This is a genomic window from Nostoc sp. MG11 (assembly GCF_014904695.1).
Taxonomy (GTDB): domain Bacteria; phylum Cyanobacteriota; class Cyanobacteriia; order Cyanobacteriales; family Nostocaceae; genus Komarekiella.
The window spans coordinates 1-16,225 of record NZ_JACXXN010000044.1 but is presented as its reverse complement, the minus strand read 5'-3'; the positions used below and the strand labels follow the sequence as shown (position 1 = coordinate 16,225).

Here is a 16,225-nt window from a genome sequence, read left to right as displayed (position 1 = left end):
GTGTAGAGCGTAATAGGCAGTTAAGAAATTAACCGGAATTGATGCGGCTTCCTCAAAGCTGAGATTGTCTGGTTTGAGAGTTACAAACTGGGCATTGACGATGACATATTGGCTAAAACTACCAGCAGCCATAGCAATTACAGAGTCTCCCACTTTCAACCTGGTAACTCTTTCTCCCACAGCTACGATTTCCCCAGCACATTCCCTACCGAAACTATCCATCTCTAACAGGTGCTGTTGAGATACTCCATCTACTTGCTTGGGAATCAAGCCTAATGCGGCTACTACATCAAGGAAATTGAGTCCTGTTGCTCTGACCCGAATTTCCACTTCATCGGGTTTTGGAGAGTGTCTAGTTGTTGATTGGAGAATTAGGTTGTCTAAAGTACCTCTTTCTGATGTGGTCAGCCGGAATGGCTCTGTGGGTATTTGCTGTTGTTGGTCAAGAGTCTGTTGTCGGAGACGACTACTAACTAAACGTGCTACATAACGCCAATCCTCTCGCAGAGCTACTTGGTCTTCTTTATCTTCTGACCAAATTTCTGACCACAGTGCTAAGCCTTTTTTCTCTACAGTCTGGTTCGGGTCTAAATCAATCCGTACACATTTGAGTTCTGGGTGTTCTAAGTCGATGACTTTCCCCATCCCCCATAATGAAGATTGTGCTACCCCAGATACTACAGGAATACTATCTGGGACTGGTTGCGCTCCTTGGGTAACTAACCATAAACGTGGTGATTGGGATAATTTTCCTTTGACTAAAGCTTGTACTAGAGATAATGTGGTGCCACACCCTAGTTTTGTTAAGCTCTGCAACTCTTGACCACTGATTGTTGAACCAATTCCTGCTTCTAGAGTCCAACATTGAACTACACCGTATAAATTCGGCGAGTGGGTTGTGATTTGCGCTATCAGTTGTTGAAATTCTTCTGGATGTTCTGGGTTGAGCGTAAATTCTGTTGGTGAGAGTTGTTGATATTTCTTCCCAACAAATATTAATGTACACACAGCCCCCACAGAACGCAATTGAGTGGCTAATGTTTGGGCAATTCCCTGTTCATCTGCCAAAATTAACCAATTTGTGTCCAAAGATAATGATAACTTTATCTGATTTGCATTCGCTTGAGCAACAATTACTGCTTGTTGAGATAAAGCTTCTCCCAATCCATCAAGCTCTGGTAAAGCGACCATTTGTGTAAAACCAGTTTGATTTAGCAATTGCTGCCACTTAGTTCTACTCAGTAGAGGATAGTCTGGTCGTAATTCCCAGTCGCTAAATTTCCACCAACCTTCTAACAACCCAAAAATTAAATCTAACCATCGTTGACGGATTGTTCCTTCCACCAACAGCAATAATCCCCCTGGTGCTAATAATTGCCGCACATGGGTCATGGTTTGAGTTAGATTAGCTGTGGCATGAAGCACGTTGGCAGCAATAATCACATCGTATTGATGTGATTTCAATCCTTGGGTTGTGGGGTCTGCTTCTATATCTAGGGCTTGATAGCTGACAAACGGATAGTCTGAGAATTTTTCTTGGGCTTTGGTAGTGAATAACACCCCAATATCTGTAAACACATATTCCGTTTGGCTGGGATTTAGATGAGGCAGAATATAGCTGGTGGTGCCTCCAGTACCCGCACCAATTTCTAACAACCGTATCCCTCGGTGTTGTGGTAAATTTTCACTGGCTTGAGTAATGACTTTTTGCACTAGAGTGTTCATCACTTTAGCTACCGGGGATTCTTGATAAAGTTGAGTTGCAGTTGTTAAATCTCCTTCAGGGAATACTAGTTGTACTGGGTCGATAACTCCTTGTAAAACCCCAGCGAGTTGAGATGCACAATGATGCAGTAAAGTCAACTCTGCGATCGCATTTGGATATTGACTGAGTAAGGTCTGGGTTTTCGATTCTGGGTTAACTGCTTCTAAGGTTTCTAAAACTTGCCACTGCTGCTGATTTGCCTGTACAATCCCCACTTCTGCTAGTATCTGGAGCATCCGATGGCACAATCTTTGATGGCTGGGAATTATGCCTAAGCTTGTAACTGCAAAATCTGTGGAGAAGACTGCTCCTAGCGGGAATTGCCAGCCTAATTGCAAAAATGCCTGAATTATATATTCGGCACTCAATTCTTCTAACTGAGTTGCGATTTCTTTGTAACTGTTTAAGTCTGCTGGTGCTACTAATTCTGTTGAGGAGCGACTCAATTTTTGCTCTATTTTTGTAGGGCTAAGCAAATAATCAGGAGGTAGCAGACGACCAAAACGGGGTTTGGCTTTCCATTCTACTTCGTACAGCCAATTAGTGATGGATTCAGGTTCAGTTTGGAGCAAGGTTTGAGGAGTAGCTCGTTTAACTTGTAAGCCTGTGACTGTGGCAATGATTTCTCCTTCATCATTTACCAAAGTCACTTGCGTAGTTAAACTGTCTCCATTTTTGACCTGAGGTGCAGTTACTGATGCGATCGCCCACAAATTCAGTTTAGGACGACAATACACTCTAAACTGGTCGATTCTGACTGGTAAATAAGTTTGATTGCTGTCTATTTCTGGCAGTGCATGATTGATGACCTGCAAAGCAGCATCTAGTAAAGCTGGATGTAACTGGTAGTCTGAGGCTTCTTCTAACAGTTCAAAAGGCAACTTAATCTTACCCAATGCCTGATTTGAACCCGACCACAACTGTTCGATTCCTTGGAAACTAACTCCGTAGTCAATGCCTCGTTGTCGGCTTTGTTGATAATGTTGTTTAACTTCTACAGACCGAGTACACTCTACTTTGTATTTTTCCAGGTCTTCAGTTGCAAAAGGTTTGTTTGCTTTGTCAGGTCGGATTTTTCCTTGGGCATGAAGTATCCAAGGAACTTCGTCTTGGTTTTCCTGTTGCTGTTGAGTGAATATTTGGAATTGGTAGTTTTCTTTTTCTAGTAAAGTAAGAATTGTCTGGACTGTTTTGATTTCCCCTGTTGGTAAAATCAATCCTCGTCCAATTACTAAATCTTCTACCACCAGATGAGAAGTACCAAGTCGATTCATCCCCGCAGCTAGAGCCATTTCTAAGTATGCAGTTGTCGGGAACAGAGCTTTGTCAAATACTTTATGATGGCTGAGGTAAGCTGGCTCATCTTCAGCGAGGAAAGATTCAAAACGATATTGTTTATCTAAACCTGCTAAGTAAAGTTTTTGACCCAGCAAGGGGTGGAGAACTATTCCCCTTAATAGGCATTGTTCTTTAGATCTTCTATTTTTAATTTCAATCCAATAGCGCTGGCGTTGGAAAGGATAAGTAGGCAAAACGACCTTGTGGCGCTGATAATCGCGCTCAAATCCTGACCAGTCAACAGCCACACCCTGCACATATAACTGTGCCAAACTCGAAAGCATCTGTTGCCACTCAGAAACACCAGTACGCATGGAAGCTAACCACACACCCACCTGTTGCGGCAAACACTGCCGTCCCATACCCAACAAATGCGGTTGTGGCCCAACTTCTAAAAACACCTCATAACCTTGAGCCGATAAAGTCTGCATACTCTGAGCGAACATTACTGGCTGGCGTACATGGTCTAGCCAATATTGCGCCGTTGTGATTTGAGAGGGTGCAATCTCTCCAGTCAGGTTGGATATTAGCGGAATTTGCGGCTGATGATAGGTGATTTGATTAGCAATAACTTCAAATTCTGCTAACATCGGTGTCATCAATGGGGAATGAAACGCATGGGATACTTGCAAGCGTTTTGTTTTGATGCCTTGAGATTACAACTGTTGACAAATCGCTGCGATTGCGGTCTTTTCCCCGGAAATGACTACGTTTTGTGGTGCGTTTATCGCTGCCAGGGAAACCGTCTGTGCATACTCACTCAGCAGTGATTCTACTTGCTGTGCTGATGCCATCACTGCTACCATTTCGCCTTCGCCACTCAACTGTTGCATCAATGAGCCTCTAGCTACAATCAGTTTCAGACCATCTTCTAAACTGATGATTCCAGCTATGGTTGCGGCTACGTATTCACCTACGCTGTGACCGACTACGACATCTGGTTTGATTCCCCATGATTGCCACAATTGCGCTAGGGCATACTCTACCGCAAACAGTGCTATTTGAGTGTAGGCTGTTTGATTCAGCCGCGATAAACTTTCTGCCTCAGTTGTGGATGGATAGAGTATTTCTAGTAGAGGATATTCTAGTTGACTACCCAGGATTTGCTCACATTGGTCTACCGCAGCACGAAATACTGCTTGGGTTTGATACAGTTGTCTTCCCATGTTCACATATTGCGAACCTTGACCTGTAAACAAAAATGCTATTTTTCTGCAACTGGTACTGCTGGAGATTTTTCCTGATGTTATCCCTGTTAGTTGTTCTTTGCTTTGGTATTGATGTAGTTTTTCTGCTAATTCTTGTTTATTCGCGGCGATGAATGCCAATCGATGATTGAAGTGAGCACGTCCTGTGTTCGCTGTGTAACAGATATCTGTTAGTTCTGTTTGTGTGTCGCTTAGAAGATATTTGTGGTAGTTTGTGACTAACTCTTGCAGTGCTGTTTCTGTTTTGGCTGATAGAGTTAGTATCTGTAATGACCGTTCTATATAGTCTTCATTTTTGATAACATTTTTATTCTGCAATTGAGAGGGTGCTTCTTCCAACACTATATGAGCGTTGGTACCACCAATACCAAAAGCGCTTACCCCACTGCGCCGTGGTATTGTTTCACCTTTTTGTGTTTTAATTTGCTCCCAGTTCTGATTTTCTAAGACAATATAGAATGGACTACCCTCTAACTTAATATGCGGATTCAATTGTTCAAAGTTAAGTAGCTTGGGTAATTTTCTATGTTTCATTGCTAACAGAACTTTTATTACCCCAGCAATTCCCGCAGCACCTTCCAAATGTCCTACATTCGTTTTTACTGTTCCTAGACCACAATAAGAGTGTTTAGATTGGGTTAGTTCATACTCTCCTTGTGCTTCCTTTTGCCTGAAAGCTCTTTTAAGACCGTTGATTTCAATGGGATCTCCTAAAGGAGTACCAGTTCCGTGAGTTTCTATGTAAGAAATAGTATTAGGAGCAATGTCAGCTTTTTGATGAGCAGCACGAATTACTTTGGCTTGAGCATAAATATTGGGAGATGTTAACGTTCTTGCTTTCCCACCATGATTAACAGCACTGCCTTTGATTACACCATGGATATAATCTTTATCTTGAATAGCTTTTTCTAAGGGTTTTAATAAAATTACCCCTGCCCCTTCTCCACGCACATAACCATCGGCTCCACTGTCGAAAGTTCTACATTTTCCTCTTGGAGATAACATATTCTGCTGACTCATTTGGATGTATGTTGTTGGCGACAACAACACACTAATTCCACCCACTAGTGCTTGGTCACATTCCTGTTCTTTCAAAGCATTAATAGCTTGATGAATAGCGACTAAAGAACTTGAGCAAGCTGTATCAACAGGAAGACTTGGCCCAGAAAAATTAAAATAAGCGGAAATCCGATTTGGAATCATAGTAGTCCAGCTGCCTGTTCCACTATGTACATCAATCTCTTCTTCATTCAATGTCAAAATTGAGTCATAACTACAAGCCCCGATAAAAACACCTATAGAACTGCCTGATAATTCCAGTGGTGAATATCCAGCATCTTCCAAACACAACCAACTCAACTCAAGCATCAACCTTTGCTGAGGGTCTATTCGGATAGCTTCACGAGGAGAAATGCCAAAAAATGAAGCATCAAACTGATCTACTTCTTGAACAAATCCACCCCATTTACTAATACTTTTATTAGGTTGTTGAAGCAGTGGAGAATAAAAATTACTCAGTTGCCATCTCTCAGCAGGAATTTCAGTTACGCTATTTACTCCATGCTCTAGATTTTGCCAAAACTGATTGTAGTCATTAGCTCCAGGAAAACGACAAGCCATCCCAACAATAGCAATTTCATTTTTCCATCTTTCCAATGAGCGAAAATTATTTTTGCTTTCCATGTGTGTTTTATTTACCATCTTTTACCTCAGTAATGTCGTGAGGTTAGTGACTGTTGATATAGTTTTTGGCTAGGATTCAATCCTTAATAGCAATATCTTGTCAGCGTCTTCCCAAAAATATTTTAACTAATTGTCATCACATTGTTAATGGTTAAATCACTCGTTTTACCGACACAACAAGATACTAAAACCAAATTATTTAAAATAGAATGACACCTATGATTATCTATGGAAACTCTATCAAGATTCAGTACTATAGAACGCTTTTTCTATCTGGTCAGCTAGGATTTACACAGTAGTAGCAAGGTTGACACTTAATTACCTTATTTTTTAATACTTAACTTTATAAATCGTACCTGAAATTTAGATTACCCTGGTTAAACGCCAAAGGTCAAGCAACAAACTCGCTAAATTAAAAACTTTGCCTGTAAAATTTTGCTTTCCAAAAATAGTTAAGATATTTTTGCGTATTAATTAAAACTACTAAACTTATAAAAATACTGAAGACAAACAAGTAATTTAGTTTACGAAATTGTTACTTTATTTCAAAAGATTTTTTGCAATAATCGGCTTTGAATCCACACTTTATTAGTAGGCTTTTTAGTTTTTTTTTACTTCACTAACTACTCTTAAGACAGTAGTATTATTTTTTACATTACTGAAGCAAATAAAACCACTGTACTGAAATTTGACAGCTTTGTAAAAAATCGTTTGTTCGCAGTTCGTTGATAAAGTTATTGAATCGCTTGTGCTTAAGCTTCGCTTGTTTTTTTTGGCAATACAGCTCTTTCTTAACCCAATTTGCTCTTTTTTTTAAACTCACTTATTACACAATCTGATGTAATATACATGGCAAGTAACTGTGCAATTTTCTCAACTTAAGGAGTAAAAGCTTAATGATCTCACTTCTGAAAAAAGTTTGCAGTGTAGCTATTTGTACAGCTGCTATTAGTTGCGCTGTAGTACAAGCTAAGCCAGCTCATGCGGTAAGTCTCACCTTGAAAGCTCTTTTAAACTCTGCTGTAGAGTTTGACGGTTTTATAGAACTGCGAGACGACTGGCAATCAGACAGCAATTATACTAATGCTGATTTAGTCAAATTGACTCTAAATTCAGTTAAAGTAAATTCTTCAGATGTCCCATTCTCTCCCCGTCCCGTGGAATTAGTCGATTTTACAGGATCTTCTTTTAGTGTTCCTGTGGATAAAATCCTAAGTGGTATCATTCCGAATGATAACAGTGGAACATGGGTGGGTAACTCTGCTGATAATAAAGTAACCTCAGTCATCAGTTGGGGTGGCAATACATCATCTGCTGGCAGTCCGCTAGAGTATGCTGTGAATTTAGGAGGAGCAGAGTTAAGCAATATTGTGCCTACAGGAAATGTTAGTGAAGTTTTTTCAGTAAAATTTACACCTGTACCTGAGCCTGCTTCCATTTTAGGAGTTATGACAGCTGGTCTTTTTGGTGCAGGTTTGAAAATGAAGCGCAAGTACTTTAGAAAAATCTCTGAATAGCTGGTAATAGCTATTGCTCCTTGGAAGTTACATAGTTAAGTTTCAAGGAGCAATAGAAACTATCTAAAAAAGAGATACCAGGATATAAAACATCTAGTTTCATTTTGCAGATGTGCAATGCTTAGCTTTCAAGTCATAGGTTAAAAGATGCAACAATTAGATACTGTTTCCATTCTCAAACAAGATTACGAAAAATTTCCCAACGACCAGAACTATAGCATATACACAGAGGATTTCTATTTTGAAGATCCTTTTAATAAGTTTCAGGGCGTTGAAATGTATAAGCAAATGATTGATTTGATCACCGCTGGTCTGATTGATGTAAAACTCAATCTCCTTGAACTTACTCAGTCTGGAAACACAATCAAAACTCAATGGATGCTCAGTTGGACTGCCCCCTTCCCGTGGCAACCTCGGGTTAATATACCAGGGCGGAGTGAAGCAGAACTGAATGATGATGGGCTAATTGTTAAGCATATTGATTATTGGGATATACCCGCCTTTGATGTTTTGAAACAGCTTTTCCAGTTAATATAGCTCCACAATTGTGTCAGTTGCGATTAAAGCCTACAAGTCTTTCTTTGTAGCAGTGAGCGCTGTTTATTTGACTATCTACGTCAATAGCAAAATATTGTTTGTGTAGATCTCAGGCATCTGCATTTAATTATGTGCCAAAAGTGAGGTCAGTAATAAAGTATAAATCATCAGGATTGATAAATAATGATACAAAGTGTAGTTTCAGAAAATGATTTAGTAGGAACTTGGAAGTTAATTGATTTTAAGTCTATAGATTCAGAAAAAATTGATTATCCATTTGGCAAAAGTCCTGTTGGCTATATCATCTATACCCAGGATGGGTATATGTGTGCCTCAATTATGACGAGCGATCGCCTTAATCTTGAAATGTCGATAGCAGAAATGCAAGAATTTAGAAATGTGGCATTAAAACCGCAGTTAATAGTAGATATATTAAAATATATAAAAGCAATTTTGAGATATTTTCAAGCAGCAAGAAACTACATTTCTTATAGCGGTAAATATGAAATTATAGATAACAGAGTTATTCACCACGTTGAAGTTAGTTTAGTTCCAGATTGGACTGGTACAGACTTAGAACGAACTGTTGAATTCTCTGGAGATAAGCTTGTACTAATTTCACCTCTTGCTGGAAACGTATCTTTTCATCTGACTTGGCAACGCGTGTAAGAACTACTTGTAAATGATGGTTATTGTGTATTTTTTATGCAAAAATAATAATTAAAATCCTAATAAAATAGACATGAGGTTTGGAAATTATCAAAAATCCTGGGTATATAAGCAGAAGGTTTAGTCAGTTTTTATTTGTTACGGATAAATCCGGGGATTTGATAATTTTGGATTGAGGATGTTAGATTCAGCCAAATAATAACCCCAGGATGTATCAAAGGATTGATTTATATGCAGATTAAAAAATCTACACCAGAGGTTGATAAACACCTTAAAGGTCAAAGAGGTTTTAATCGTTGGACGATTGCTACTTTTGTCATCGTCGCACTTGTGAGTGTTGTAGTTGTTTTCTACAGCTTATTTAGCAAGCGTTCTACCATGCAAGCCTCAAAAGGTTCTACCTCGGTCGCACTCTTAAAGCCTACATTAATTACAGCCTTGGGTCGTTTGGAACCCAGTGGAGAAGTGATAAAATTATCTGCTCCAACAGCATTTTCAGATGGAAAGGGTGGAACTCGTGTTGCTAAACTTTTGGTAAAAGAAGGAGAGTGGGTCAAGCGTGAACAAGTGATTGCAATTTTGGACAGTCATGATAGCCTTCAGGCTGCTCTTAAAAAGTTCAAGAAAAAAGCCCAGCTAGCCAAAGCTAAACTAGCCCAAGTCCAAGCAGGCGCAAAAATAGGAAACATTGATGCTCAAAAAGCTAGGATTATAAATTTAAAAGCTGAATTACAAGGTCAGATTACTTTACAGAAAGCAACAATTCAACGGTTAGAGGCTGATTTCCAAGGAGAAAAAGAGACTCAAGAAGCGGCACTTAAACGTTTAATAGCTCAGTGGCGTAATGCTGAAACAGAGTGCAGGCGTTATCAAACGCTATTTCAATCGGGGGCGATCGCTACCTCTGAACGTGATAGCAAGTGTTTAGCGGCAGAGACAGCTTCCAAAAGTGTCAATGAAAGCAAAGCTACTTTACAACAGATACTAGATAGCAGTCGTGCCCAGATCAAGGAAGCCCAAGCTAATTTGCAGCGGACACGAAACACCCTGCAAGCTCAACAAGCAGAAACCAAGGCTACGCTAGAAAGTATTGCTGAAATTCGCCCTACAGACATCATGGTAGCTCAATCCGAACTTGAGGGTGCGAGCGCCGAAACTGAGGAAGCGCAAGCTTTGTTCAATCTGGCTTACATTCGCACACCCATTAATGGACAAGTGCTGCAAATTCATACTAGACCAGGTGAGAGCGTCGGCAGTGATGGAATTGTAGAAGTCGGACAAACTGACCAGATGTATGCAATTGCTGAAATATATGAAAGTGATGTCAAGAATTTGCGCTTGGGACAGAAGGCTGTAGTAACTAGCAGTGCTTTTGCAGGAGAAGCTAAGGGAGTCGTTGATGAGATTGGCTTACAAATTCGTAAGAAGGATGTGCTTGATACTGACCCTACCGCAGCGATTGATGCCAGAGTAGTAGAAGTTAAAATTCGTTTAGATCCTAATAGCAGCCGCAAAGCCGCTAACTTAACCAATCTAGAGGTTACAGTTCAAATTGCACTCAAGGATAAAACCTCAACATGAAATGGAGAACTCCACTAGCTTGGCTACAGATGAGCCGCAAAAGAAGCCGCTTGCTAGTAGCGATGGCAGGGATTGCTTTTGCTGATATGTTAATGTTCATGCAACTAGGCTTCCAAAGAGCTTTGTATGATAGCAATACGAGGTTGCATAGAAGTTTACGAGCTGACATCGTTTTAATTAGCCCTCATGCTCGAAATATTTCCGAAATGACTAGTATTCCTCGCCGCCGTTTGTACCAAGCTATGAGCTTCGGGGAAGTAGCATCGGCCGAGCCACTTTACACCGATTTTGTAGATTGGAAAAATCCCCAAACTCACCTTAAGACTTCTATCTTGCTTATCGGTTTTAATCCGAATAAGTCCGTGTTCGATATTGCAGGTGTCAATCAGAATTTGGATAAGTTGAAGTTGCCAGATACTTTACTGTTCGATTGGGGGTCGCGTGGAAACTACACTACAACCATCACTGCTTTACAACAAGATAAAGTCGTCTCCACTGAGATCCAAGACCGTAAGATTCAGGTAGCTGGCTTATTTTTGTCTGGCGCTTCCTTTGCCGCTGACGGCAATGTGATTACAAGTGATTTAAATTTTCTCCGCATTTTACCCCACCGTCGCTTCTCCGAGATCAGTGCTGGCTTAATTAAGCTTAAGCCTGGAAATGACCCTCAGCAAATTGCAACAGCATTACGTACCCACCTACCCAATGATGTTAAAGTTTTAAATTTCGATGAGTTTGCTAAGTTTGAGGAAACTTATTGGGCTAACAATACCCCAATTGGCTTTATCTTTAGTTTAGGAACTGGGATTGGATTTGTTGTCGGTTTAGTAATTGTCTATCAAATTCTCTCTTCAGATGTAGCCGAGCATACGGCTGATTACGCTATGCTTAAAGCTATAGGATACCCCGATATCTATCTAATTAAAGTTGTTTTTCAAGAAGCTCTAATTCTAGCTGTTTTAGGCTACATTCCCGGATTTTGTATCTCTTTTGGACTCTATGCTTTAACCCGAAGTGCCACTAATTTACCTTTATATATTACATTAGATCGAGGAGCATCTGTATTCTTGCTTACTGTGCTTATGTGTTTTATTTCAGGGGTAATTGCCATGCGAAAACTTAGAGCTACTGATCCTGCTGAACTTTTCTAGAAGTAAGAACTTAGCTCGACTTTATCCATTTTTTTTGAAACGTGAACGCTTAAGCTGAAACCTCTGGGGAAGGACAGTTTTATTTTTTTAACTTTATGGATAACCTGTAGCGTGGAAAAAATATTTGCTAAAAAGCAAGGGTTTTTGCCGGATAAAAAAACCGAGTTCTTAATTTTGGATAAAGTCGAGCTTAGGTAGAGTCAGAAGTCAGAAGACTCCTAACTCTCCTAACTCTCCATTTTATAAATTCAAAGAAGTGTAAATATCATCTGAGTTGGCATTGAGGTAAGGACGTTGCAATTCAATATCACGTAAGGAGAAATGTTGCAAAATTGATGCCATCCGACCGGCTGGTGTATTATTCCCTTGTTGCCAAGCATCAAGCAAACCATTGGCAATAACTTGACAGCGGTTAGTACCAAAACTTTCTTGATCACCAAATTTTTGATTTGGTTCTTCTGCGATCGCTAACCCTGGTGCTAGCAACTTGGTAAACAAAGGTACTGGCTCATCAAAATGGGATTGGTGTTCTGCATACACCCTTTCTAATACTTTGTGAACAAGTTTATAGTTGCCTTTACCAAAGTACAGCACACCTGAGTCATAACGCTGATAATCTGAAGGATTATATAGCACTTTAAATGAGAAAGAAATCCCCAAAGCGTTAAGTTGGGTTGTCAAACTGTCCATAACTGCAACTGCTCCTTCTGGAGTTAAGTTGAAGTAGACACGCACGATATTTTGATAATTTGGGGTAGCTGCGGCGTTAGCTACTGCCATATAAAATCCATTTTGCACGACATTCTTGGGCATTTTGATCGCCACCGACTTCCCAACAGTGACAGCTTGGTCTTGTGGTTGTAAATGGAGTTGGCGCTCAATGTGCAGCGTCAAACCATTCTTTTGTACTACCAAAGTGTCATCTGTTGCTTCTTCGACCACCAGCCAATCATAACCCCAATAGCCTTCACTCCTGTTGTTTTCGTGCAGGCGATCATAAAACGCTAAATCTACACCCAACAAAGTGTTATTTTCGAGATTCTGGTTCAATGCTAAATTCGTTACCTCTGCATTAGAGCCGAGATCACGTTTTAAAGAGCCGTTGTAATAAATACCGTAAAGAAAACTACGCAATTGCAGACTTAAATATTTATTCTGGAGATCCAAAGGCAATTGCTGAAAACGAGAAACTGCTGACTCTGGCAATTCCAAAGGTTGGTAGTCTGGGTGTCGAATAGAATAGTGAGACTCAATCTGAACTTGATGAACGATGTCTGCCAGTGATGTCTGCAACGACTCTGGAACATCTTGCAGTTGACTTTCCAGCGAATCTAATAGTTGCATATATACTTTTACCTGTAAGTTTGGGGAAGGTGGGGCCCCCTCTGGGGATAAGGGGATAAGGGAAAAGGGAAAAGGGAAAGGGGGAAGGGGGAAGGCTGAAATTTACTTCTTACGCACTGGACTCACAGCGCTGGCTCACCTTTTCCCAGTCCACATCTGCTTTTAAACGGGGGATAAGCTTGTGGGAGCGAGGTAGCGTGCTTCCATACCGAAAATCGTCGGAATTGATGCTTCTGGACGACACAACAAACTCTTGGCAACTTGGAGCATACAGACACCCACATTACCAAAGGTTTTTTCGTGCTGGAGTTGTGCTTGAATAGCTCTAATCAAAGCTAAACCGCAAAATTGCATGACTCGCGGTAAGAAATCAGGACGACGTTCTAAGATTTCGGGGAAGTCAGCCAAATAAGCAGTAGCTAGCGCTGCAATTGAAGGCTGGAGAAGTTGTAAAGGGGTTGTAGCTAGACGTAAAGAGTCTTCGATCGCGATCGTGTTACTAGTAACCAAGCTGTACAACCAGATTTGCAGGTAGCTGGCGACTAGTGTTCCTAAGTCATTAGCTGGATCTCCCCAAGCACCGCGTTCCCAGTCAATCAATCGAATGATACTGTCAGTTGTAGGCGATTCTTGGAAAACTGCTTCTTCCCAATTTAAGGATAAAAGAATATTGTTCAGCTTTAGGTCATTATGGGTTAGACAACAAGGGTTGAAAGCATTACTTAAATCTGCGATCGCTTTTCCGAGGCTGTCATAACGTTGATAAAGCGCAAAGAATTTTAGACCATGACTAGGAACCATACCAAACACAGCTGGAGTGATTCTATCTAAACCACGAGCCAGATTAGGAGTTTGTTGACTTGTATCCTCACCATCTTGGAGAAACTTTTGATAATCTGGATGGTCAATAGTTAGGCGATGAATTGATGCCAAAGTAGTTCCAATTACCGTTGCGATCTCACTGGGAAAGTAATTTTCCTTGATGTAAAAATCTGTTAGATCACGATAATCATTTAGATAATTGAAAACAAGAATTGAATGTATAGCGTCAAAATGTACCGCTTCCGAAAAACATGGGTAAATTTGGCTTAGTTCGGGAAATTTTTGTAATAGCTCGTGAACTCGCCATTCCTTTAAAAACTCACCAGCAGTTTTGCCTTCTCTGTTATAACGCTCTTGTTTAACAAGGAGTTTGCGATCATCTGGTAAGCTGAGTAACAAGTTAAAGTTTTTAGCAGGTTTTGGCTCAATGTTGTTCAAAAACTGCTCTTGAGTACACAAACCTTGGGAAATCAGGTAGTCTACAACATTTTGAGAACTCAATATAAATGGTGGCATATTCTTAGATAATTTTCAACGTTAACAACTAAAACTTCTTGCTTAGTTAAAAGTTGGTTTTGGTAGACTAAAAAACTATATATCCACCATAAAGATGTCCAAAAAGCAATCATATATAACCTCTTATCGCTCATTGTGTCAGGTTGTAACGACAATCATCAGGCAAAGAGAGTTGGTTTTAAGGCATGAATTTTTCAGCGTTGAATGACTGTGCAATCCATGTAATACTGGAGATAGCAAATATTGCGATCGCAGCTTCCAGTATCTTCATGCCAAAGTTAAAAGTCTGAGCAAAAGCATATTCTTCACCACCATATATAGAATCCACATCATTAAGATTAGTCAGGAAGGTTTCTAAATCAGCGGTATGCAGGTCAGAGATTTCGATTTTCGCCATTTACTTCATCTTTGAAGCAACAATTAAACAATTGCTCAATGTAATCCAGATAAAGCTGTAAATTAGTTATTAGTATTAAACTACAAAGCTATTAGTAATTTGAGTCGTGTGAACTGAATGACTTGGCTAAGTAAACAATCTGATCAATAGCGTATGTAATGACATATCCCTCAATCAGCTTCGTATATCCTGAATAGTTGCTAAAGCCCGAATCATAACTACCAGAGATAGAATCTAAATCACTCATGTCAGCGAGAAAGCTTTCAGAATCTTGGAATAGTTGTGAGCCAACATTACCCAGTTATGAAAGAAGAATAGTTGCCATAATTTACTCCTACATTGCTTGATTTATTTGCTTCTCCTGAGTATTTGGTAATTCAAACTCATATTTATCTCAGAGATTGCTTTTCCATTTATCCCAGGAGAGCTAAATAGCTCAGTAATTAACTACAAAGCTATTAGTAAGCGCTAGCGTCGTTAGAGCTGAATGACTTAGCTAGGTAGGTAACATGACCAATGGCATATACATTGACATAGCCTTCAATTACCTTTTCAAATCCATAAAATTTACTGAAATTATCATAACCACCAGAGATTGCATCTACATCGCTGAGGTCATTGAGAAAACTTTCAGAATCTTGGAACAGTTGAGAACCAGAATTACGTAGTTCAGAAAGAGTGATGTTTGCCATGATCTTCTCCTAAAATTATTGTTGCAAATTATCTTGAGATTGTTTAATTTGATAGCTTCTCCTGGGTGTTTGGTAATCGGGAAATCTCATGTTTATCTTAGAGATTACTTTTCCTTTTTATCCCAGGAGAGCCAAATAGCTTTGTAGTTTTAGTACTAAGCTATTAGTAAGCGGAGTAGTCGTTAGAGCTAAATGACTTAGCTAAGTAGGTAACATGACCAATTGCATAGATATTGACATATCCTTCAATTAGCTTGTCAAATCCATGAAAGTCGCTAAAGCCAGAATCATAACCACCAGAGATTGCATCTACATCGCTGAGGTCATTGAGAAAACTTTCAGAATCTTGGAACAGTTGAGAACCAGCATTACGTAGTTCAGAAAGAGTGATGTTTGCCATGATTTTCTCCTAAAATTATTGTTGCAAATATCTTGAGAGTGTTTATTTGATAGCTTCTCCTGGGTGTTTGGTAATCGAGAAATCTCATGTTTATCTCAAAGATTACTTTTCTCATTTACGCCAGGAGAGCTATTAGCTCAGTAGTCTAACTACAAAGCTATTAGTAAGCGGAGTAATCGTTGGAGCTGAATGACTTAGCTAGGTAGGTAACATGACCGATGGCATATACATTTACGTAGCCTTCAATCAGTTTGTCAAATCCGTGAAAGCCGCTGAAGTTGTCGTAACCACCAGAGATTGCATCTACATCGCTGAGGTCATTGAGAAAGCTTTCAGAATCTTGGAATAGTTGAGAACCAGCATTACGCAGTTCAGAAAGAGTAATAGTTGCCATAATTAACTCCTAAAGTGTTTGTTGCAAATCATCTGTAAATTGCTTAATTTGTTTGGTTCTCCTGGGTATTTGGTAATCGAGAAATCTCATATTTATCTCAGAGATTGCTTTTCTTTTTTATCCCAGGAGAGCCAAATAGCTTTGTAGTTTTAGTACTAAGCTATTAGTAAGCGGAGTAATCGTTGGAGCTGAATGACTTAGCTAGGTAGGT

Annotated in this window: 12 protein-coding genes and 1 pseudogene; 5 read left to right on the top strand and 8 right to left on the bottom strand. The window is 39.8% G+C overall.

The features are described from left to right. Positions 1-78: 78 nt before the first annotated feature. Positions 79-5,994, bottom strand: a pseudogene (locus HCR01_RS40930) (beta-ketoacyl synthase N-terminal-like domain-containing protein); the annotation flags it as partial. Positions 5,995-6,890: 896 nt separating this feature from the next. Here HCR01_RS40930 and HCR01_RS31120 point away from each other — a divergent pair. The 5 genes from HCR01_RS31120 to devC all read left to right on the top strand — a co-directional run bounded on the left by HCR01_RS31120 (position 6,891) and on the right by devC (position 11,449). Beyond that, a complete protein-coding gene (locus tag HCR01_RS31120; RefSeq protein WP_193199864.1) occupies positions 6,891-7,511 on the top strand; it encodes a PEP-CTERM sorting domain-containing protein in 621 nt (206 codons plus the stop codon). A gap of 147 nt (positions 7,512-7,658) precedes the next feature. Continuing rightward, positions 7,659-8,048, top strand: coding sequence for a DUF2358 domain-containing protein (locus HCR01_RS31115; protein WP_193199863.1), 390 nt, complete (start codon positions 7,659-7,661; stop codon positions 8,046-8,048). A 183-nt stretch (positions 8,049-8,231) separates the two neighbouring features. Beyond that, positions 8,232-8,717, top strand: coding sequence for a lipocalin-like domain-containing protein (locus HCR01_RS31110; RefSeq protein WP_193199862.1), 486 nt, complete (start codon positions 8,232-8,234; stop codon positions 8,715-8,717). A 231-nt stretch (positions 8,718-8,948) separates the two neighbouring features. Continuing rightward, complete coding sequence (locus HCR01_RS31105) at positions 8,949-10,298, top strand: ABC exporter membrane fusion protein (protein WP_193199861.1); 1,350 nt, start codon at positions 8,949-8,951, stop codon at positions 10,296-10,298. Then, on the top strand, positions 10,295-11,449 hold the full coding sequence (gene devC, locus HCR01_RS31100) for an ABC transporter permease DevC (RefSeq protein WP_193199860.1): 1,155 nt from the start codon (positions 10,295-10,297) through the stop codon (positions 11,447-11,449). Before HCR01_RS31105 ends, devC begins: the two co-directional genes overlap by 4 nt. A 240-nt stretch (positions 11,450-11,689) precedes the next feature. On the opposite strand, the gene HCR01_RS31095 is transcribed toward devC, so the two are convergent. From HCR01_RS31095 to HCR01_RS31070, 7 genes are all read right to left on the bottom strand, one after another. Beyond that, entirely contained in the window at positions 11,690-12,793 is a 1,104-nt protein-coding gene (locus HCR01_RS31095) for a T3SS effector HopA1 family protein (RefSeq protein ID WP_193199859.1), read from the bottom strand. A 162-nt stretch (positions 12,794-12,955) separates the two neighbouring features. After that, positions 12,956-14,131 carry a phosphotransferase family protein gene (locus tag HCR01_RS31090; RefSeq protein WP_193199858.1) on the bottom strand — a complete coding sequence of 392 codons (1,176 nt, stop codon included), beginning with the start codon at positions 14,129-14,131 and terminating at the stop codon, positions 12,956-12,958. A gap of 178 nt (positions 14,132-14,309) precedes the next feature. Beyond that, positions 14,310-14,528 carry a hypothetical protein gene (locus tag HCR01_RS31085; protein WP_193199857.1) on the bottom strand — a complete coding sequence of 73 codons (219 nt, stop codon included), beginning with the start codon at positions 14,526-14,528 and terminating at the stop codon, positions 14,310-14,312. A 91-nt stretch (positions 14,529-14,619) separates the two neighbouring features. Next, positions 14,620-14,829 (bottom strand): hypothetical protein, encoded by a 210-nt coding sequence (locus HCR01_RS39280; protein ID WP_226889773.1) that lies wholly within the window; start codon positions 14,827-14,829, stop codon positions 14,620-14,622. A gap of 157 nt (positions 14,830-14,986) precedes the next feature. Then, positions 14,987-15,220 carry a hypothetical protein gene (locus HCR01_RS31080; RefSeq protein ID WP_193199856.1) on the bottom strand — a complete coding sequence of 78 codons (234 nt, stop codon included), beginning with the start codon at positions 15,218-15,220 and terminating at the stop codon, positions 14,987-14,989. A gap of 163 nt (positions 15,221-15,383) precedes the next feature. Beyond that, positions 15,384-15,620 carry a hypothetical protein gene (locus HCR01_RS31075; RefSeq protein WP_193199855.1) on the bottom strand — a complete coding sequence of 79 codons (237 nt, stop codon included), beginning with the start codon at positions 15,618-15,620 and terminating at the stop codon, positions 15,384-15,386. A 160-nt stretch (positions 15,621-15,780) separates the two neighbouring features. Continuing rightward, a complete protein-coding gene (locus tag HCR01_RS31070) occupies positions 15,781-16,014 on the bottom strand; it encodes a hypothetical protein (protein WP_191755702.1) in 234 nt (77 codons plus the stop codon). Positions 16,015-16,225: the final 211 nt, after the last annotated feature.

Bases quoted from the DNA above. Each gene is read 5' to 3' on its own strand.
- HCR01_RS31075 (WP_193199855.1), bottom strand. From the start codon at position 15,620: ATGGCAAACATCACTCTTTCTGAACTACGTAATGCTGGTTCTCAACTG.
- HCR01_RS31120 (WP_193199864.1), top strand. From the start codon at position 6,891: ATGATCTCACTTCTGAAAAAAGTTTGCAGTGTAGCTATTTGTACAGCT.
- HCR01_RS31095 (WP_193199859.1), bottom strand. From the start codon at position 12,793: ATGCAACTATTAGATTCGCTGGAAAGTCAACTGCAAGATGTTCCAGAG.
- HCR01_RS31105 (WP_193199861.1), top strand. From the start codon at position 8,949: ATGCAGATTAAAAAATCTACACCAGAGGTTGATAAACACCTTAAAGGT.
- HCR01_RS31115 (WP_193199863.1), top strand. From the start codon at position 7,659: ATGCAACAATTAGATACTGTTTCCATTCTCAAACAAGATTACGAAAAA.
- HCR01_RS31085 (WP_193199857.1), bottom strand. From the start codon at position 14,528: ATGGCGAAAATCGAAATCTCTGACCTGCATACCGCTGATTTAGAAACC.
- HCR01_RS31080 (WP_193199856.1), bottom strand. From the start codon at position 15,220: ATGGCAAACATCACTCTTTCTGAACTACGTAATTCTGGTTCTCAACTG.
- HCR01_RS31070 (WP_191755702.1), bottom strand. From the start codon at position 16,014: ATGGCAACTATTACTCTTTCTGAACTGCGTAATGCTGGTTCTCAACTA.
- HCR01_RS31090 (WP_193199858.1), bottom strand. From the start codon at position 14,131: ATGCCACCATTTATATTGAGTTCTCAAAATGTTGTAGACTACCTGATT.
- HCR01_RS31110 (WP_193199862.1), top strand. From the start codon at position 8,232: ATGATACAAAGTGTAGTTTCAGAAAATGATTTAGTAGGAACTTGGAAG.
- devC (WP_193199860.1), top strand. From the start codon at position 10,295: ATGAAATGGAGAACTCCACTAGCTTGGCTACAGATGAGCCGCAAAAGA.